Source organism: Thalassotalea mangrovi (assembly GCF_005116735.1).
Classification (GTDB): domain Bacteria; phylum Pseudomonadota; class Gammaproteobacteria; order Enterobacterales; family Alteromonadaceae; genus Thalassotalea_A; species Thalassotalea_A mangrovi.
This window is the reverse complement of record NZ_SWDB01000002.1, coordinates 58882-79450: the sequence shown is the minus strand read 5'-3', so window position 1 is coordinate 79450 and position 20569 is coordinate 58882. Positions and strand designations below refer to the sequence as shown.

Genomic DNA, 20569 nt, shown 5'->3' with positions numbered 1-20569 from the left:
TTACTGATTTTGACAATGGAGTGACCATTCTCTGCAATCAAAGCCTTGTCTAAACGCCTTTAAATTCTCACTGAGTGGTAAAACACTTAGTGGAATTGGTATAAGTGTTAGTAATAAGAGGCAGGTAAGGGCCGAATTGGATGCAAAAAAGATATTTTTTTGAAAAAAAGGCGCCCGAAGGCGCCTGACATAACGTTAACCAATGTTTTTGTGCGTATAAATGAATTAGTTAGTTTTTTGCTACCTCCGTATTTGTTGCTGTTAAATGCATAACCACACGCCGGTCGAAGGAATTGGAGACCACACTTTCTTCCTCCTGTAATACGACCTCACCGATGGCCTCACCATGAATCTGGGATTCACTGACGCCCTGCTCTAACAATAAAGTTTTCACCGCCAGCACCCTTTTCTCGGCCAGCGACAGGTTTTTGTCTTTACTGCCCAAAGCGTCGGTATAACCCGAAAGGGTGATAGCAATATCGGGATTTTGTTTTAATAACGATGCCATGGCATTAATTTGTGGCTGGTACTGCTGCGCCACGTCACTTGAACCATTGCTAAACATCAGGCTCATCAGCATGTTTTCTGCCTGTTCGATTAAAACCTGTTGATGATTTTCCTTCGCCGCCAGCAATTGCTGACGGCTTTGCTGCTGCAAGGTTAACAACTGCTGCTGATGGTTTTCCTGGCTCTTAACCAGCTGTGATTGAACCTCATCGAGTTGTTCATTCACTAACATGTTCCTGGCAATCATGTCCCCTAATATGGCAGCCAGAAATGCTCCTGGAGGGCCGCCGACGATGCCGCCAATAACCGCACCACTACTGATGCCTATTGCCTGTTCTTTACTTAACTCATCAGCCATGGTTGAGCGTTCAGCAGCCCTTGCCTGTACCGGTTGTGCAACCATTGCTTCAAAAAAAAGTCCAAAGGTAAGCGTTTTAAATTGCGTAAGTGTCATGGAAACCCCCATTCAGTATTTGTAATTGGTGTGTTAATCAACGCTCTAACGTTGACTATGGGTTCATTAAACACTGGGAGTCTGACCAAAAAGCTGTTAAAAAGTGATGAGCGATTGATCAATTGTGATGAATTGTGATTTATCTCCCTAATCGATGTTTTCAATCAATTGTGACGGTATAGTGAAATTACCGAAAAGCAATAACAACAAGCCCATGAGTAAAAGAATTGCGATAGTAGAAGACGACGAAGGTATCCGCGAAAATTATGCGGAAGCCTTACGCCAGCAAGGCTTCAGTGTCCAGACCTACGCATGCAAAGAATCTGCGCAATCCGCCTTTGAACAGGCACTACCACATTTGGCCATTTTAGATATTGGTTTGCACCAGCACTATGATGGCGGGTTTGAATTGTGCCAATGGTTACGCAGCAAATCGAGCCTGCTACCGATTATCTTTCTAACCGCACGGGACAGTGACGCCGATCAGATTAGTGGCCTGCGTCTCGGTGCCAATGACTTTGTCAGTAAAACCATGAGTTTTGAAAACCTCAGTGCCCGCATTCATGCCACATTAAATTATCTGGCACGACTGACACAACCTCAACAAATTGATAACGAGTTTGCGCGCGGCGACCTCATTGTCAATCTCGACCGATTGAGCTTGCATTGGCAACAACAACCGGTGAAAACCACCATTACTGAATTCTGGATGGTACATGCACTGGCCAGGAATCCCGGTCATGTGAAATCTAAACAGCAGCTTATGGATGACGCCAGAATCGTTGTCGATGACAATACGATAACCGCCCATATTAAACGCATTCGCAAAAAATTTATCGCCATAGATCCACAGTTTCATTGTATCGACACCGTATACGGGATGGGATATCGCTGGCACGACATTAATTGAGTGATTCCCATATGTGGCAAAAATTACGATTAAACCTTTGGAGTAAACTGATGTTAGTGGCCAGTCTGTTGCTGGCCATCCCGTTTATTGGTTACTACTATATCGCTGATATGGAAACCTTTCTGCGCAAAGGTCAGGAACAGACCCTGATGGGCACCGCCAGGGCATTAGCTACGGCATTGCATGAACGCCCTAATTTATTTAACCAGCAGGCAAGCTTTAAGAAGAAACTGGAGTCGGGTAAAGATTTTTTACCGGCAAAAATCCATCAGCCTATTCGCCTCGATGGCGATCTAAACGACTGGCAGGTTGCCTCATCCGCTACCAATAGTTACGATTATCGCCACCAGCTTGGCAGCGACTTCGCCCAGTCTGACGTTAGCCTCGCATTTACCTCTCAGATAGGTCGCTATGCCGGTCACTTATACGTTTACTTTCAAGTGACCGACGACAAGGTCGTATTTCGTCCCCGTAACCGCTTAAGCATTACCAATAATGACTTTCTGGAAATCGCCACAGTCGATAAAGATCAGCAACTGCAACGATATATTGTCACCAGCTATCAAAGTGGCTGGGTCAATGCCTATCGTTTACCTGGAATTGGTGAAAACCAGCAATTTCCACAACCTCAAAGTAATATTCAGGGTCATTGGCAGCAGACGCCTGCGGGCTACATTATCGAGCTACGCATGCCCGAATCCCTGCTCGGAGAACAAATCGCATTCGCGATTACTGACATCGACGGACCACAATCAGCAAAAATTACCATAGGATCCGCCGATACCCGGGATAGCGGACAATTTGGCACCTTCACGGTGCCTTCTCCGGATATAGAACGTATTATTAAAGCTATGGGGCGCAGCCAATCAAGTATCATTGTTGTCGACCAACATCTGCGACCGCTGACCCGCCACGGAGATATCCATTCCGCTCGCGGTGTATTTGATACCAGCCTCTACCAGCGATCTGAGTTAAACCTGCTGGAAACCGTTAAAAGTTGGGTGATGGCTCCGTTTTACTACTTTATGATGTCCAGGCCAAGCAGTGACTTTAACAGCGAAGACTTCAGTCATCGGCAAAATAAACAAGCTCATATTCAGCAGGCATTGCAAGGCAGCCCGGCCAGCATATGGTGGACTACGCGGGACAATAAAGCGGTGATTTTGTCAGCAGCCCACCCCATCTATGTGGACAATCAAATAAAGGGGGCCGTCATTGTCGAAGAAACAACACATGGCGTGCGCGATATTCGTAATAGTGCGATCGAAGGAGTCGTTATCACCTCTTTGATGATTTACCTGTCAGTCGCAGCATTATTGTTTTATGCGCTGCGTATTTCACTGCGCATACGGCGCCTGCGCAATGCCACCGAGGCTGTTATCGACCAGCAGGGTCGTATCGTACACCCACTGAAACAACTTCCTGCTCGAGATGAAATCGGTGACTTGTCCCGTAGCTTTGCCAATATCATTGGTCAGCTAAGCCAATACAACAGTTATCTGCAAACCATGTCGTCACGGCTTTCCCATGAACTGAAGACACCGGTGGCATTAGTGCGTTCTTCACTGGAAAATATGAATCAACACACCGGCAATGATGAACAAAAACGTTACCTGCAACGAGCCCATCAGGGCATCGAACGACTGACGACAATGTTGCAAACCATGAGTGAGGCAACCCAGTTAGAGCAGGCGTTACAAAGCAGCGATGCGATAACCTTCGACCTGACTAAATTAGTTAAAGGTTGCAGCTATGGTTACCAGCAAATATATCCGCAACAACAATTTCGTATTGAGGTCATCGAGCAACCGGTGATGATCTCTGGCAGTGACGACCACCTGGCGCAACTTCTCGACAAGCTGGTATCTAATGCTGTCGATTTCAGCGCAGATGATAAGCCAGTTGTTATTTCCATGCAGCGAGAAAAGAAACTGGCACGGATCGCGGTCACCAACTTTGGCTCAACGCTGCCACAGGGAATGAGCCAGAATATTTTTGAAGCCATGGTATCGATGCGCACCGATACCTCGGACGCCTCCCATTTAGGTATTGGCCTGTATATCAGCCGGTTGATTGTTGATCATCACCAGGGCAGTATCAACGCATTCAATCTACACGACGGCAGCGGCGTTTGCTTTGTAGTTGAGTTACCTTTGCCGGCTCAGACTGACATTGCAGGACGAGTCCAGCCCGATTAATTTACCAGTAATTATTCACCAATTTGCCATCAAACTGACACACCGTTTTGTTATGGTCTGGCTAGAGTAGCAAAACGTATTTTATCGACCAGAGTCATTAGTCGACCGGAATGTTTCTTGCATTATTTTCAGGAACCTGAAAAATTTGCGCATTTTTCTGTGTGTTTGCATTGTCTTAGTGCAAAACTCCGGTTCTATTGCACAAATATCTGTCAGTCGGTGGAAGTGTTGCCCTGCTGTAGATTCAGGAGAGACCAATAACAATTAGCAGTCCAAGGAGCTAGTAATGTTAACTAAACGTTTTTTTAAAACTAAAGATGAAACTGAAGTAACTTTCGAGTTTTCCCGTCCTGATGTCACATCAGTGGCGTTAGTGGGAGAGTTCAATGACTGGCAACCAATGGCGATGAAGTTCAATAAAAAAGCCAACGCCTTTCGCACTAAAATCCGCCTGCCCAAAGATAAGTCGTTCCACTTCCGTTATTTATTGAATGAATCCGAGTGGGAAAATGACTATGCCGCCGACCTGTATTTACCAAATGACTTTGGTAGTGAAAACAGCATCGTTGTCACCCAGCCCTAATCAATGCTAATCTGCATTAGGATCAATATCATTTATCAATGGTATTGATCCTGCAGGTCCTCAATTAAGTAAGTAGCGTTAGCGACTTACTGGCGGGGCCTTGCCACGTAGCGCCCCGTGAGAGGGGCTCGCCTCATTCAAAGTGATGTTGTATTTGACTGAGCGCTGATTATGGAAACTGCGCACAGGACTAACGAAATGCCACACAAAACCAATCGTCATATCAGTAACCTTACTCGTGATACTTATGCTCTGGTACTCGCCGGCGGGCGAGGTTCAAGGCTTTATGAATTAACCCAGTGGCGAGCCAAACCTGCCGTGTTTTTTGGCGGCAAATTTCGTATCATCGATTTCCCATTATCAAACTGCATCAATTCCGGCATCCGCCGTGTTGGCATTGCTACCCAATACAAATCTCATTCGCTAATCCGCCATATCAACCGGGCATGGAGTCACTTTAAGAAAGAGTTGGGGGAGTCGGTTGAAATATTGCCAGCATCGCAGCGCTATGGCGATGAATGGTATCGGGGGACAGCCAATGCGGTATTTCAAAATATCGATATTATTCGTCACGAGCTTCCCAAATACGTGATGATTCTCTCTGGTGATCATGTTTACCGAATGGATTATGGGCCACTCATCGGCAAACATGTCGCTAAAGGTGCCGATATGACGGTTTGCTGTATCGAAGTTCCGGTGAGCGAAGCTGCCGGTGCATTCGGAGTGATGACGGTAGATGAAAACAATAAAGTATTACGCTTTGATGAAAAACCAGAAAAGCCGTCGGAAATCCCAGGTAAACCAGGTTATTGCCTGGCGTCAATGGGGAATTATGTGTTCAATACCGAATTTTTATTTGAACAACTAAAAGTCGATGATGCGAAAGATAACTCCAGTGGCGATTTTGGCCACGATATCATCCCCAGCATTATCAAGTCCCATCAGGTATATGCCTATCCATTTCGCGATCCCAATAGCGAAAAACAACCCTATTGGCGTGATGTAGGTACTCTGGACTCATTCTGGGAAGCGAACATGGAACTGGTAGAACTGGATCCACAATTGAACATGTATGATGAAGACTGGCCAATCTGGACTTATCAGGAACAAACCGCACCGGCAAAATTTGTGTTTGACGAAGACCAGCGGCGGGGGGTTGCCATCAATTCAACCGTAGCCGGCGGTGTCATCGTCTCAGGTTCCACCATAAAGCGTTCATTGCTGTTTAATAAGGTTCGGGTGAGTTCATACTGCTATATCGAAGAGAGTGTGGTCTTGCCTGGTGCCCGAATTGGTCGACATTGCCAGATTTATAAAGCCATTATCGATCGTAACGTACAACTCCCGGAAGGCCTGGTGATCGGTAAAGATCATCAACAGGATAAAGCCAATGGCTTTCGCGTCACCGACAAGGGCGTAGTATTAATTACTCGTGATATGATTGCCGAATATCAGCAAAAACACTCGTAAATCACAACCAAAGTCAGTCACAAATTATTTCACATGAGTAGCCAGAAAACTGTTAAGTCGGCGCAAACAGCGCCGCGAATCCTTCATATTGCGTCAGAGAATGACGCCCTGATTGGCGGCAAAGTCGGAGGCATTGGCGATGTCATTCGTGACGTCCCCAAATTTAGTGCAATGCAAGGATTGCGCGTTGATGTGATCACACCGGGTTATGGTATTCACGGCCAAAACCAGGCATCGAGCCTAATCCGGCAAATCAATGTTGAATTCCGCGGCCAGACCGAACTGGTTGAATTACACCGGGTGCAGCCTGATTCCCAAAACGACGGTACGGAACACGCAGCTGTCAGTCATTGGTTTTTGGAACATCCGTTGTTTTATCAACATGGCAGAGGTCGCATTTATGTGGATGATGGCGAACATCGCCCTTTCGCCAGCGACGCCAATAAATTCGCCCTGTTTTGTGTGGCAATTTGTGAATTGCTCAATGGCTTCTGGTTACGTCAATTCAATATCATCCACCTGCATGACTGGCATACGGGATTGATTCCGGTATTAAGTCGATTCGTTGAAAAATATGCTTCGCTGCAACAACTGCATAGTGTCTATTCGATTCACAATCTGGCGCTGCAAGGCATTCGTCCCCTGGATGGTGATGAGTCGAGCCTTAAGGCCTGGTTTCCCGATATTAAAATCGACGAAACCAAAATCTCTGATCCCAGGTATCACAACTGCTTTAATCCAACCCGATCGGCAATCAACCTCTGTAATGCGATTCACGTAGTGTCACCCACCTATGCGCAGGAAGTGGTGCGTCCATCCAATGTTCAACAGGGTTTTATCGGCGGTGAAGGCTTACACCTGGATTTACAACGGGCACAACAACAAGGACGCTTGTTCGGCATCTTAAATGGTTGTGATTATGACTATCAGCCAGTTTTAAATGCCACCCCCGAGAATCCGGTTGCGGCAGAGCATTTTGATTTTCAAATGTACGACAAGTTAGCCATGGTGCTTGAACAGTGGCAGGCCAGCCATCATTTTGTCCATGCTGCTCACCTGGTAGCCCTGCAACGCCTTGAACAATGGCGAGAGCGTCACTTTAACGGCCCTTTGGTGACTAGTATTGGCCGTTTAACCGGGCAAAAAGTAGCATTGTTATTGCAATCTGTGGATCGGCAATTAGTGATTGAACAGCTCATGCAGGAATTAGCCAATATCGATGGCCGCATGATAATTCTCGGTTCCGGTGATCCTGGCATTGAAGATGAAATCACTAAGGTGATGCAGTCTCATGATAACCTGTTATTTATCAACGGCTATCACCATGAACTCCCTAAGTACCTGTTTGAAGGTGGTGATTTATTTTTAATGCCGAGTTCGTTCGAGCCCTGTGGGATCAGTCAGATGTTAGCGCTGCGCTCAGGACAGCCCTGTCTGGTACATGATATCGGCGGGCTGCACGACACTGTCATTGATGAACAGACCGGCTTTGTCTTTGCCGGCGATAACCCTACCAGTCAGGCCGGTGCCCTGGTTAAGAGTTTTCAACGGGCTCTGAATAAATATCAAAAACAACCTGCTGCCTGGTTAACCATGCGGAAGCAATCTGCCGCACAGCGCTTCTTGTGGCAGGACAGCATTGAACAGTATCGCCATGTCTTGTACAAGGATTAGAAGGGTGTCAACGAAGAGCCAAACATTGTTGGTGTCACAGGGTGTCTAGAGGTGTCAACGAAAAGCCTTAACTTGTGATGTCAGCCTTTGTCACCCTGGAAGAACCCCTGTTCGCCCCTGTCACCCCTTCGTCACCTTTAGTCACCTGCAACAAAAAACGCCCGGTAACAACCGGGCGTTTTTTGTTAGCCTATCTGAGCCTGGAAATTACTCGACTGGGTGATATAAGGATGGTCCTCTAAAAAGATCTCAATCGCCCGTTTCACTTTCTGGCCGATAAAATCAATTTTATCATCAAAAAAGTGTTTGCGATGGTCTTCGCTGTCAAAAATACCAATGACTTCACCATTGGCGGCAAAAATCGGACAACACAGTTCCGATTTCACCTTGGCATCACAACGGTAATAAGGCCCCTCGTGTGCATCGACATCAGGGATATAATGGTGCTGCTTCTCCATGATAACTCGGGTATTGATAGACTTTTCCAGGTATTCCTCTGATATGGGAAATTCCGCTTTCGACATTTCGCCGTTGTACACGTATTTGACCAGCTTGTCACCATGGCGAAGATAGATTCCAAACCAGGCGACATCGGTCTGCAGATGAATCCAACGTACCAGACGACTCAGTCGAGCCAGTAAATCCAGCAGGTGAATAAGTTGCTCTTCTGACTCCGCATATTGACGCAGATCGTAACGATCTCCCTCTTCCTTTACGATGGGACAACTGCCATCAGGGTTGAGTTGCGGCTGAACGTAACTTAACAAATGTTCGTGATTATCCAATTTATTTATTGGTTCATACAACACGGATAAAATATCAAATAAGCGCATGGGATCTCCTAAAAAGACGTTTAGACGTCTAAACCTCCATGCATTATACACAAGGAATTGGCTTGTGCTACAAAAAAATTGAACTTCATAACCATAAAGATACGTACATAGAAGTTGTTTGTTGCCACAAATTTAGTGCCTTGTCGCTTCGAGTGACTGATTGTTATACTGAATTTTAAAAAGAAGGGAATTTTATGAGCACTGTGCACAATATTAACCGACCTAACCCAGACTATGTCATGGCTGAAGCACGCATCGACATTATTAACCTGAGATTGCGAACCTACATAGGTTTCAACCCGGAAGAGCTGACCAAACAACAGGACATCGTGATCAACGCGCAGATTTTTTACCCGGCCAGCAACGCCTGTCAGTCCGATCAAGAAGCTGAGGCATTAAATTACAAAACCATCACCAAAAAAATAATCAGCCATGTCGAGGATGGTCACTTTAATTTGCTGGAAAAGCTCACCGCCGATTTACTTGCGATCGTAATGGAGGCTCCTATTGTCAGTCGAGCTACCGTTCAGGTTGAAAAGCCTCATGCGCTGCGGTTTGCCGATTCGGTATCACTAACCTTGACGGGACAGCGAGAGCAATAATATGACCACAGCCAATATGGTGATCACCGGTGCCGGCAAGCGCTTTGGTTTTCATCTTGCCCAAGCCTACCAACAACGAGGCTTTCAGGTTTATGTTAGTTACCGCACCCATCGTCCACAGATCGATGAACTTGAGCAGCTTGGCGTTAACTGCTTCCAGGCCGACTTTCAGGACGATGAACAAATTCAGGCGTTTATTGCCCATATCCACAGCCAATGTCAGACCATTCGGGCACTGATTCACAATGCCTCCGACTGGTTACCGGATAACAATGAGCTTTCCCCATCACAAACTCTGTCGAGGATGTTACAGGTTCATGCTCAAGCCCCATTTTGCATCAACCATGAACTGGCACCCTTACTTCGCGCCAGTGCAGCTAAGGAAAACGGTAGTGCCGATTTGATCCACATGACCGATTACATCGTAGACAAAGGCAGTAAAAAACACATGGCTTACGCAGCCAGTAAAGCCGCTTTGGCAAATCTTACCTTGTCCTTTGCCAGCCTGCTTGCACCAGAGGTTAAGGTCAATAATATTGCCCCGGCATTGCTGAAATTTAATGACTACGACGACACGGCCTATCGCCAGAAGACCCTGAAAAAGTCAGCCATGCAGGTGGAACCAGGTTGGCAGGAAGGTATTGCCGCGGTCGAATACCTGCTACAAAGTGTCTATATGACTGGCCGTACCCTACACTTAGATGGCGGCAGAAATGTGGTTTAGAGACCCGCTGCCAGGAAAAGAGAGACAAATATGAAATCAGGTTCGTTACAAAAATCCTTGTCAGTGGTCACTAAACACGAACACCAACCAGGGCTTACCGCCGAAGCGTTACAGGTGAAGAAAGCCCTGATAGACAATGGCATTGAAACTCCCTTGTCGGTGCCTAGTAAAAGCAGCAAGGCATTTCAGCTTACCGAAGATGAAAAACTGGTGCGACTCGAGTCAGCGTTTGTCGAGGTGCTCGATATTCTGGGCCTGGATCGATGTGACGACAGCTTGCAGGAAACCCCGAAACGCATTGCCAAGATGTATCTGCAGGAGATTTTCTCAGGCCTCGATTACGGTAATTTCCCGAAAATCACCTTAATAGAGAATAAAATGGGCAATGACGAGATGATTGCGGTGAAAGATATCAATGTCACCAGCACTTGTGAACATCATTTTGTCACCATAGATGGTTGCGCCAAGGTCGCCTATATCCCCAATAAGACCATCATAGGCTTGTCAAAAATTAACCGCATCGTGCGGTTCTTTTCGCAGCGTCCGCAGGTTCAGGAACGATTAACCCAACAGATTCTGGTGGCACTGCAAACCTTATTGGATACCGAGCATGTCGCCGTAACCATCAGTGCCGTCCATTATTGCGTGAAATCACGTGGCGTCATGGACAGTACTTCCAGTACTACGACCACGTCACTGGGCGGTTGCTTTAAATCCAATCCGGCATCACGAGCGGAGTTTTTACAAAGCTGACGCCAAGTGTCAACGGTGGAGTCGAATCTGAATGAGATTCGAATCGAACTAGGATTCGAAGGTGGAGTTGAAGCGACGCTTCAAAGATGCTTTCCCAATCATCGTCAGAATCCACCTAAAATGCGACGTTTGCGAGTATTTTCTCCACCAGCGTAGCTTACCTCTGAAACAGAGTCGATGCATTAGCATCGACTCTCGGCTATTTTCCCATCGCTTTTTTGACTAGTTGTTGCTTTAACAGTGGCAGATTATTCAAGGTCCGCATTCCCAGGCCACGTAACAACTTAGGAAGTTTTTGCTGTATCGCGAAGCCCTGCTTAATGGCTTCCATTGCGACGATCATTTCAGTCGCCTCTGCTTTGCGAAAGCGGGAAAATTCGCCCAGTTTTTTATTCAACAGGCTGAGCTTTTGCGATTGCGAAAACACCTGCTCCGGTTCCTGCATCTGAAAAACCTGTGCCAGAGTATCAGCCAGTGCGACAGCGTCCTGCAGGCCAAGATTGACTCCCTGCCCTGCTAATGGATGGATGGTATGTGCAGCATCGCCGATCAAAATAACCTTTTGCTGAACAAAGTTATCAACTAACTGCATTTTTAATGGGAAACTCAGTCGCTCTGACTGCAACGTGACCAACCCTAACTTGCCATCGGTGGCACTGGTAATGGCCTTATTAAAGTCAACGGTCGATAGTTGTTTCAACACCGATACCTTATCTGGAGCTGCCGACCAGACGATGGAACATAAAGACGGATGATACAAAGGTAGCAGGGCCAGCGGTCCAGAATCTAAAAACACCTGCCAGGCGGTATTATCATGGTGGTTTTCAACATTGACTGTGGCTACCAGAGCATGGTGGTCATAATCCCTAAACGTCATAGGCAATTTTAGTTGCTGACGCACCCAGGAGTTACCGCCATCGGCGGCAATCAGTAATTTTGCGAGTAGCGGGCTATGTTCAGAGAAGCTTAAAAATACTTCACTATCGCCAACGGCAATGTTGCTAAGCGGTTGATTGATAATATCAATCCTGGAATTCTGCTGCACTTGCTGATACAACGCACGCCGGATCACATCATTTTCAATAATCCAGCCGAGATCGTCAGCACTGCCATCGTCGGCAAAGTTAAGCAAACCAGGTCCATCTTTGTCCCAGACATGCATTTGTTGATAAGCCTGCAGACGTTGCTGGAGTATTTCCTGCCAGATACCTAGCTCAGCAAATAATTGCTGACTTGCCGCATTAATGGCACTAACCCGCAGATTTGGAGCATCAGTCTCTTCAGCAACTGGTTGCGGTTCAATCACTGCCACCTGCAAACGGGTTTTGGCGCAAATCGCCAGTGCCGCCGTCAGACCGACAATGCCACCACCAACAATTGCGATATCATATTTTTGCATAAGTAATTGAAGTGTCCTGATATTCTCGATTAATAACCCATTGTCGTTTTCGCCAGCGAAGCTTTTATGGGAGAAATATAATTTAAAGCTTTGAGGCCTAGATTTCGGCCAACAACTAAAGGTAAATAGTGATTGGAAAAACAGTGCACTAATGAATCTGTTAGCTGGATAATCGTATTATGATCAACCGAGCGTTGTCGCTGATAAGCACTGAGCACTGGGTATCCGCCGATATCCTCGCCAGCATTCAATGCATCGCTAATTAAAGATGCCATACAGGCTACATCACGAACCGACAAATTAAATCCCTGGCCGGCAATGGGATGCAAAGTATGACAGGCGTTGCCGAGTAACGCTAAGCGATGCTGAGTAATCTGCCCCGCATGTACCAGCTTTAACGGAAAACTCTGGCGTTTGCCGATTCTGATAAATGGCCCTAACCAGTCACCAAATGCGCGTTGCAAGGTGGTGGCAAAATCTTTATCACTTAACGCCATATACTCGGTTGCTGTATCCGCTGATAGGGTCCATACGAGGGAACAACGATTACTGGTCATTGGCAACATGGCGATTGGCCCCGACTCAGTAAATCGTTCAAACGCTTTGTGTTGATGCGCCCTTGCCGTTTGCACGTTAGCAACAATCGCTACCTGTTGGTAATCTTTACTTTGTACGTCTATTTTAGCCAGTTGCCGACATTTAGAATGACCACCATCACAGGCAAGTAATAAATCGGCGGTCAGTTTCTGTCCTTGTCGCAACTTTACAGCTAGTTGAGACTTTTGCCATTCAAGGCTCTCAATTCCATTGCCAAAATATTCATCGAGCTGAGCCGCTTTACCTGGCGATTGCTGCAATTGACCATAAAGGCTGGAGGCAATAGCTTGCAGTGGTGCCACATAACCTAAGGCGTCGAGTTGATAATCCTGACAATTGATTCTCGCCTTGCCATAGAAGCTACGATCAGAAACATGAATATCGCGAATTGCACAGGCCCGATCCTGTAACGCTTGCCAGGCCCCCAGTGTTTGCAAATACTCGGCACTACCGTAAGAAAGTGCAATTACCCGTTCATCAAAGCCACCACTGGCCTGCTGCTTATCCGCACTGTCGACAATGGCGATGCGCAATGGTTTTGTCGTTTGCGAGAATAACGACAGCGCCATTGCGGCGCCGGTCAATCCACCGCCGGAAATAATGATGTCGTAATGTGTCGTCAAAGTCATCATATTGCATCTATTGAAATCGGATTTACAAAACCCAGGGCTATTGTAATTGCTGTTTAACTCGCCATTAACGCTTCAATATCGGCGATGGTTTTCGGCGCATTCACCGTCAGGTTTTCATGCCCGTCTTCGGTGACCAGAATATTATCTTCTATGCGGATACCTATTCCCTTCCAACGCTCATCGACGTCAGCCTCGGCATCAATGTAGATCCCTGGCTCTATCGTCATCACCATACCCGGTTCGAAAGGTCGTAACTGACGGCGATTCTCATCCATCTGATAGTCACCAACATCGTGAACATCAAGACCAAGCCAGTGTCCGAGCCCATGGATAAAGTATTGCTTACAGGCGTTGTCAGCGATCAATTGCTCAAGGTCACCTTTGAGAATGCCAAGCTGGTGTAATCCCCTGGTCAACACTTCATTGGCGGCATCATTGGCAAGGGCAAAATTACTGCCTGGTTTGATGGTATTGATCGCCGCAATCTGCGATTCCAGTACCAGGTTATAGAGCGTAGCCTGTTCTTCGCTGAACTTGCCATTAACAGGAAATGTACGGGTAATATCGGCGGCGTAGCCACATAGCTCGGCACCGGCATCAATCAATAACAGTTCGCCATCGAGCAACACATCCTGGTTATCGGTGTAATGTAAAATCGTTGCATTTTCACCACCACCGACAATCGAACCATAAGCGGCCGTACGAGCACCATTGCTGGCAAACTCATGCAAAATTTCCGCTTCCACCTGATACTCAAACTTGCCTGGTTGACAGAACTTCATCGCCCGTTGGTGCGCATTACCGGAAATTTGATTGGCACTGCGCATAATGTCGAGTTCCGCAGCCGATTTAATCAGGCGCATTTCGGCTAACTGGGGACGAATATCGCACAGCGTAGTCGGTGCAACAAATCCTTGTTTTACCCCATTTCGTAAAATATCGAGAATGGCAAACACCATTTCATCAAAGGATTTCTGTAACCCCTGTGCAAAGTAAACAGATTGGCGACCATTCAGGTACATGGGCAGCACCTGTTCCAGTTCACTGAGGCCATACGCATGTTCGAAGCCATATTGCGACTGAGCGTCTTCGGGCCCTACCCGCCGCCCCTGCCATACTTCAGCGTGAGGATCCTTGTCCCGACAAAACAGGATAGTCTCATTGGAATCCAGGTTGGATGCAACCTGCTCCGCGGTCGTTGCATCGTCACCTTTTATCAACACCAACAGCGCGTCCGGCTCATAAAAGCCACTGAGGAAGAAAAAGTCTTTATCCTGGCAAAATAAAAATTCGGTATCGCGGGAACGAGTTACCTCTTTCGCAGCGGGAATTAAAGCGACTGAATTCGCTGGCATTTGCGCCAGCAGGCGGTAACGGCGTTGTTGATATTCACTAACGTCAATATGGGTTTTATTCATGATAATGTTAAGTTTTCAGTAACAGTGTTTAATGCAGGGTTTTTGAGGTTTGATTGGCCGTTGGTTTATCACCAAGTTCGGCGAAACATAATAATGAGGAGATGCGAATGTATTCGAGAATTTCGAAATAGGCCTCTTCCGTTTCTTCATCATCTTCCAATTCATTAGACAAATTGGCGATATCAGCAAAATCACGGATGATTTCCTGAACGTCTTCAGAATAACTGCTGTTTTGTTTCTGTAATAAGCCAAAGCCCAGGTTAAACCCCTGAACCCAGGCATTCAGGGCCTGACCTCTCTCGATAATCGATTCATCGTCATCAGGTAACAGTAACTGAAACCCGAAGTTTTCATCGACAATGGCCTGAACAATCTCAGCAAACAGAACTTTCATTTGCCGCTCCATGGCTTTGGAAAGCGCCTCACCATTATTGAACATGTCTTCCAGCGTTTTCAGATAGTCAGTATTGTCAAAAGCGTACCCCGCAGCGAGGATACCCGTTAAAAAACCATGTATTTCGGAGGCATGAGTCTGTAAGTTCTCACCACCTAAAAATGCTTGCAGTTGGGTAAAGGTAATTAGTTTGGTTTGTGTCATAACACTTAATGTTGAGGAGTCTTAATAAATATCCTACCACCGCCACCCAGCCTAAACCAGTTTTAGCCTGAAAAACTGCCTTTTTAGAGCTGTAAGCTGTAGGGCTGTAAGCTGTACGGCTGTAAGCTGTAGGGCTGTAAGCTGTACGGCTGTAAGCTGTAAGGAAGGTTTTCGCTTTTACTTTACGGCTTTAAAGCGTTACAGCCTTATAGCCGTCTTATAGCTTACAGCTTAAGGCTTTAGGACTGAAAGAAAGGTTATCGCTTTTACTTTACGGCTTTAAAGCATTACAGCCTTAAAGCCGTCTTAAAGCTTACGGCTTTATTTTTCCTGGGCCGGGCTCGACAGTTCCCCGAGGTTCAACACTGGTGCGGCATCGAGTTCTGTTGCATCCATCATATCGGCAATTCGTTCCACTGAAGAAATAAGCTGATACTGTTCCCACTCTTTAAGGGCAGTAAATTTTTCAATAAAACTTTCTTCTATTGCCTGCGGAGCATTTAATAGCGTCTCTTTGCCTTCATCGGTGAGATATAAGGCGACTTTGCGACGATCGCGCTCGCTACGAACTCGCGAGATTAACTTTCTCGCTTCCAGCCGATCAAGAATGTTAGTGACGGTGGCCTGACTCAAATTGACATTTTTCGCCAGTTCTTTTGAACTGATACCATCAACGCTTCGAATCTCCAGCATAATCAGCAATTGCGGGCCAGTGATCCCAGCTTCTTTACCTAATTTGCGCGAGCGAATATCTATCGCGCGAATAATTTTTCTGATTGAAACGAACAGCTCTTCGTACCTTTCCACTCTCTTCACTCCCGGCTGCAATTACAATGTAGCGCCTTAACTCGGCAATTAATTAGTTCACTATATATTTTATCCGGCATGATAACCGTTCCTACTTAATTATCAAAGTAAAAACTACGCAACGTAACACGGCAAACCCCAGTAAAAACAAGCAACAGCGACAAAACACCTGATTTACAATTAGGAAACCCTGCACAGATTTTTACCAGCAATTTTATTTCCAACACTACGCTAATTTTATTTTCGCGGTGGATCATTAGTACAATAATTGTTATAGTACTAAACAATTCTAACAGGGGACTTATCATGGATACGCAAAATAACGAATTTAACAGCGCTGTTGACGGCATTACTGAACGTTTGTGTTTTTATACAATTATCGGTTCATACTACGTACCGGCCTATGCGTACAGAGCGTTAAAGAAAGGTCTTAACTTCATAGATCAAAAAACCACCCACCTCACAGACTGAGCGTCTGAGCCCCCGCTTACACTGAATCAACATTACTAATACCAAGACTATTATTTAGTACAGTAAAGATATGCCTATTCCAGATTACGCAACATTATCTGTTGCTTTGTATTTTTTATTGCTAATTGCAATTGGCGTTTACGCCATGAAAACCTCAACCGCAGACAATAGTGAGTATCTACTCGGCGGCCGTAAAGTGAGCGCTAAGGTCACCGCCCTTTCCGCTGGTGCCTCTGATATGAGTGGCTGGATGTTAATGGGTCTGCCCGGTGCGGCCTATGTTAGCGGCCTCGACAGCATCTGGCTTGCCCTTGGCCTTGTTGTCGGTGCTTACGTTAATTACCAGTTAGTCGCCCCTAAACTCAGGGTATTTACTGAGGTGGCTGACGATGCATTGACGATTCCCGAGTTTTTCTCGAAACGATTTGCCAAAGAAAATGCCCGGGTGCGACTGGTCTCGTCCCTGGTTATCATTCTGTTCTTTACGGTCTACACCGCTTCCGGCCTTGTTGCTGGCGGAAAACTGTTTCAGTCGGCATTTGCCATGGACTACCAGGTTGGTGTTATCATCACCGTTGGTGTCGTCGTGCTCTACACCATGCTTGGTGGATTTTTAGCGGTCAGCGTCAGTGACTTCGTGCAGGGCATTATTATGTTAATCGCCTTAATTGCGGTACCAGTGTTTACCCTGCAACAACTTGATATGCAGACTACCTGGAACGATTCGCAGATATTGGCTGGTTTGGACTGGTCAACCGTCCAATGGGTAACGGCTTTCAGCTTATTTACCTGGGGCCTGGGCTATTTTGGTCAGCCACATATTATCGTGCGTTTTATGGCCATTAATACTCATCACAATATTCCGAAAGCCAAAAACATTGGCATTTCGTGGATGACCATATCCATTATTGGAGCATTATTAACCGGCATTATCGGTGCTAAGTTTATTGCGCAAAGTTCGCAAAGCCTGAACGACCCGGAAACCATTTTCATATTCTTATCACAATTCCTGTTCCACCCGTTCGTGGCAGGCTGGTTTCTGGCAGCGATCCTGGCGGCCATTATGAGCACCATTTCGTCACAATTACTGGTTTCGTCTAGCTCACTGGTCGAAGATGTGTACAAACACTACACCCGTAAACCACCAGAAGATAAAGAATTGTTGTTTGTCAGTCGCGCCTGTGTGCTGGTCGTTGCTGTTATCGCCAGCCTGATTGCGATGGATGCGACCAGTAGTGTGCTAAGCCTGGTGTCGAATGCCTGGGCTGGTTTTGGCGCAGCCTTCGGACCTCTGGTGTTATTGAGCCTTTGGTGGAAGCGACTGACTCACGCCGGAGCTCTTACCGGTATTGTTGTTGGCGCAACAACGGTATTGCTATGGGCCAATGTGCCTGTGCTCGACGGTGGTGAAACCTTAAGTTCGCTTTTCTACGAATTATTACCTGGCTTTATCCTGAGCCTGGTAGCCACAATTTGGGTCAGCCTGAAAACTGCAGAGCCCAAACAACAGGCGCTAGATTGGTTACAGGAAACCGAGCAGCTTGTACAAAGCGATAATCAACACTAATGAAAGTTTTGGAGACGTATATGAATAATCCAAGCTGGAACAGGATCGTCATTAAAGTTGGCAGTGCCCTGATAGCCCCTGAACGCAATGGCTGTAGCAGTCATTACCTGTTATCCATTGCCAGTTTCATCGTCCGCTGTCGTCAGCAGGGCACGCAGGTGGTGCTGGTATCCTCCGGTTCCGTTGCCGCTGGCGCCCATCTGTTCGAAGAGACGCAAGGCTCGGCAATATCCGATAAAAAGGCCATGGCCGCCGCCGGACAAACAGAAATGATGGCGACGTGGGACAGGCTATTTGACTTTTCATCGGCACAGATCCTCCTTACCCATGCGGATCTTCGTGATCGGGAACGATTTTTAAGCATTCGTGAAACCATGGATTCCCTGCTTGATAACGATATTCTGCCTATCGTCAACGAGAACGATACGATCACCACAGATCGCCTGAAAGTGGGTGACAATGATAACCTGTCGGCAATGGTTGCGGCGGCAGCAAACGCCGATGCACTGATCATCTGCTCGGATATTGATGGTTTATTTGATAGCAACCCTCAGTTAAATCCGGATGCTTTATTGATCTCAGAAGTCAATGAAATCACCGAGCAGATTTATGCTATGGCCGGCGGCGCGACCAGCGCTGTTGGTACCGGTGGCATGAAAACAAAAATCCAGGCGGCTGAAAAAGCCGTATCACAGGGCATTTCTACCTATATCATCAATGGCTTTAAGCAGGAGAGTTTTGATGCCCTGCTACAAGGTAAAAATCCGGGTACAGTATTCCACCCCCACGAGACGCCATTACAGGAGTCAAAACACTGGGTTCGTCACACCACCAAGGCATTAGGTGAAATCGTCGTTGATGACGAATTTTCCCTGAGCCCTGAACGCGGCGTCGATTATTTGTCGAGCAGCGATTTGATTGGCGTGGTTGGAGAGTTTGCTGTCGGCGATGTGGTACTGCTGCGCACCGGTAGTGGTGAGAAGCTCGCCAAAGCCAAAACCAACTACAGTAGCTGCTTACTCGATTTCGTTACTAAGCAAGACGATGATGCGCTAAATCAGCAAATTGATCGCACCCCAAAACCTATTTTATCCGATAAATTCTCAGCAATGATGGAGACCCAATGATTAACATTTCCGAAATAGCCCAACAAGCCGCCACAGCAGCAAAAGGACTGATTAAGCTATCCGCGGAACAAAAGAACACGATATTAAATGAAATGGCAGCTAAGTTGCGTGAACAGCAAGATGCCATTTTATCAGCCAATAAAACCGATGTAGAACAAGCCAGGGACAATGGCCTGGATGCAGCGATGATTGATCGCCTGATGTTAACGCCAGAGCGCATCGATGATATGGCCAATGGCCTGGAAACCGTTGCCGGCTTAGACGAAGTCGTAGGACGCGAGCGATTAATCGGTCAACGACCAAATGGCCTGGAAATTAAGAAGAAAACCGTGCCATTGGGTGTAATCTGTATGATTTATGAAGCCCGTCCTAACGTGACCGCCGATGCTGCGGGCCTGTGTTTTAAATCAGGCAACGCCGTCATTCTGCGTGGTGGTAAAGAATGCCTGAACTCCAGCCTGGCTATTGCTGCAGTTATGCAAAGCGTGCTGCGCCAGCATCAGGTTGCTGAAGCAGCGATTTCTGTGATTCCGGATCCGGACCGAAAAATTGTCACTGAAATGCTGACCCTCGATAATTGGATCGATTTAGTCATCCCAAGGGGCGGTGAAGGCTTAATTCGCTATGTCACAAAAAACAGTCAGATTCCGGTCATTCAGCATTACAAAGGGGTCTGTCATCTTTATGTCGACAAAGCGGCTGATTTTGACAAAGCCCTGAGTATTCTTGTCAATGGCAAAACCCAGAGACCTGGCGTTTGTAACGCCTTGGAAGGATTACTGGTACACAAAGCAGTGGCAGCAGATTTTCTGCCACTAGCCGCGAAAGCATTGACAGAACGTGGCGTCACCTTACATGGCTGCGCTCAGACACAAAGTTTTGTACACGATGTAAACCTGCTTTCTGAAAGCGAGTTTGGTCAGGAATATTTAAGTTTAGATATTGCCATTCGAGTAGTCGATGATATCGATCAGGCGATGGCACATATCAGTAAGTTTGGTAGTAATCACACTGAAGTTATCTGCAGTGAAGATGAAGTAGCGGCCGAAGTATTCAAGCACATGGTTGACGCATCGGTAGTCATGGTAAATGCCTCATCACGATTTTCTGATGGTAGCGAGTTAGGCTTAGGTGCTGAAATTGGCATCGCCACAACGAAATTGCATGCCTATGGACCGATGGGCATTGAGTCTCTGACCACCGAAAAATACCTGGTCTGCGGTACCGGCCAGGTACGAGGATAAT

18 protein-coding genes are annotated in these 20569 nt (G+C 46.6%); 11 read left to right on the top strand and 7 right to left on the bottom strand.

Features of this window, described 5'->3' with window-relative positions; genetic code table 11:
- Nucleotides 1-229 precede the first annotated feature (229 nt).
- Nucleotides 230-961 carry a sortase-associated OmpA-like protein PdsO gene (pdsO, locus tag E8M12_RS00825; protein WP_169302994.1) on the bottom strand — a complete coding sequence of 244 codons (732 nt, stop codon included), beginning with the start codon at nt 959-961 and terminating at the stop codon, nt 230-232.
- Between the two features lie 214 nt (nt 962-1175).
- Between pdsO and pdsR the strand changes: the two genes are divergently transcribed.
- From pdsR to E8M12_RS00800, 5 genes are all read left to right on the top strand, one after another.
- Complete coding sequence (gene pdsR / locus E8M12_RS00820) at nt 1176-1871, top strand: proteobacterial dedicated sortase system response regulator (RefSeq protein WP_136734169.1); 696 nt, start codon at nt 1176-1178, stop codon at nt 1869-1871.
- Nucleotides 1872-1882: 11 nt separating this feature from the next.
- Nucleotides 1883-4069, top strand: a complete 2187-nt coding sequence (gene pdsS / locus E8M12_RS00815) for a proteobacterial dedicated sortase system histidine kinase (RefSeq protein WP_136734168.1) — start codon at nt 1883-1885, stop codon at nt 4067-4069.
- Nucleotides 4070-4355: 286 nt separating this feature from the next.
- A complete protein-coding gene (locus E8M12_RS00810; RefSeq protein ID WP_136734167.1) occupies nt 4356-4652 on the top strand; it encodes an isoamylase early set domain-containing protein in 297 nt (98 codons plus the stop codon).
- A gap of 198 nt (nt 4653-4850) precedes the next feature.
- Nucleotides 4851-6122, top strand: coding sequence for a glucose-1-phosphate adenylyltransferase (glgC, locus tag E8M12_RS00805; RefSeq protein ID WP_136734166.1), 1272 nt, complete (start codon nt 4851-4853; stop codon nt 6120-6122).
- 33 nt (nt 6123-6155) lie between these two features.
- Complete coding sequence (locus E8M12_RS00800; RefSeq protein WP_136734165.1) at nt 6156-7796, top strand: glycogen synthase; 1641 nt, start codon at nt 6156-6158, stop codon at nt 7794-7796.
- A 185-nt stretch (nt 7797-7981) separates the two neighbouring features.
- Here E8M12_RS00800 and E8M12_RS00795 read toward each other — a convergent pair whose 3' ends face one another.
- Nucleotides 7982-8629 carry a GAF domain-containing protein gene (locus tag E8M12_RS00795; protein WP_136734164.1) on the bottom strand — a complete coding sequence of 216 codons (648 nt, stop codon included), beginning with the start codon at nt 8627-8629 and terminating at the stop codon, nt 7982-7984.
- A gap of 239 nt (nt 8630-8868) precedes the next feature.
- Here E8M12_RS00795 and folX point away from each other — a divergent pair, with 239 nt between their 5' ends.
- From folX to folE, 3 genes are read left to right on the top strand one after another with little or no spacing between them, the layout of a single operon-like run.
- The gene (gene folX / locus E8M12_RS00790; RefSeq protein ID WP_136734176.1) at nt 8869-9231 is read left to right on the top strand and encodes a dihydroneopterin triphosphate 2'-epimerase; all 363 of its coding nucleotides are present in this window, start codon (nt 8869-8871) and stop codon (nt 9229-9231) included.
- A gap of 1 nt (nt 9232) precedes the next feature.
- Nucleotides 9233-9955, top strand: a complete 723-nt coding sequence (folM, locus tag E8M12_RS00785) for a dihydromonapterin reductase (protein ID WP_136734163.1) — start codon at nt 9233-9235, stop codon at nt 9953-9955.
- Nucleotides 9956-9985: 30 nt separating this feature from the next.
- Nucleotides 9986-10708: a GTP cyclohydrolase I FolE gene (folE, locus tag E8M12_RS00780; RefSeq protein WP_136734162.1), complete on the top strand. Its 723-nt coding sequence runs from the start codon at nt 9986-9988 to the stop codon at nt 10706-10708.
- Between the two features lie 199 nt (nt 10709-10907).
- Here folE and E8M12_RS00775 read toward each other — a convergent pair whose 3' ends face one another.
- From E8M12_RS00775 to E8M12_RS00755, 5 genes are all read right to left on the bottom strand, one after another.
- On the bottom strand, nt 10908-12107 hold the full coding sequence (locus E8M12_RS00775) for a UbiH/UbiF/VisC/COQ6 family ubiquinone biosynthesis hydroxylase (RefSeq protein WP_136734161.1): 1200 nt from the start codon (nt 12105-12107) through the stop codon (nt 10908-10910).
- A gap of 29 nt (nt 12108-12136) precedes the next feature.
- A complete protein-coding gene (gene ubiH, locus E8M12_RS00770) occupies nt 12137-13336 on the bottom strand; it encodes a 2-octaprenyl-6-methoxyphenyl hydroxylase (protein WP_136734160.1) in 1200 nt (399 codons plus the stop codon).
- Between the two features lie 53 nt (nt 13337-13389).
- Nucleotides 13390-14754: a Xaa-Pro aminopeptidase gene (pepP, locus tag E8M12_RS00765; protein WP_136734159.1), complete on the bottom strand. Its 1365-nt coding sequence runs from the start codon at nt 14752-14754 to the stop codon at nt 13390-13392.
- 28 nt (nt 14755-14782) lie between these two features.
- Nucleotides 14783-15352 carry a UPF0149 family protein gene (locus E8M12_RS00760; RefSeq protein ID WP_136734158.1) on the bottom strand — a complete coding sequence of 190 codons (570 nt, stop codon included), beginning with the start codon at nt 15350-15352 and terminating at the stop codon, nt 14783-14785.
- 321 nt (nt 15353-15673) lie between these two features.
- Entirely contained in the window at nt 15674-16159 is a 486-nt protein-coding gene (locus tag E8M12_RS00755; RefSeq protein ID WP_136734157.1) for a MarR family winged helix-turn-helix transcriptional regulator, read from the bottom strand.
- Between the two features lie 541 nt (nt 16160-16700).
- Between E8M12_RS00755 and putP the strand changes: the two genes are divergently transcribed.
- The 3 genes from putP to E8M12_RS00740 are packed head-to-tail and all read left to right on the top strand — an operon-like array spanning nt 16701 to nt 20568.
- On the top strand, nt 16701-18197 hold the full coding sequence (gene putP / locus E8M12_RS00750) for a sodium/proline symporter PutP (RefSeq protein ID WP_136734156.1): 1497 nt from the start codon (nt 16701-16703) through the stop codon (nt 18195-18197).
- Between the two features lie 20 nt (nt 18198-18217).
- Nucleotides 18218-19324: a glutamate 5-kinase gene (gene proB / locus E8M12_RS00745; RefSeq protein ID WP_136734155.1), complete on the top strand. Its 1107-nt coding sequence runs from the start codon at nt 18218-18220 to the stop codon at nt 19322-19324.
- Nucleotides 19321-20568 (top strand): glutamate-5-semialdehyde dehydrogenase, encoded by a 1248-nt coding sequence (locus E8M12_RS00740; protein WP_136734154.1) that lies wholly within the window; start codon nt 19321-19323, stop codon nt 20566-20568. The genes proB and E8M12_RS00740 overlap by 4 nt, the downstream gene beginning before the upstream one ends.
- Nucleotide 20569 lies beyond the last annotated feature (1 nt).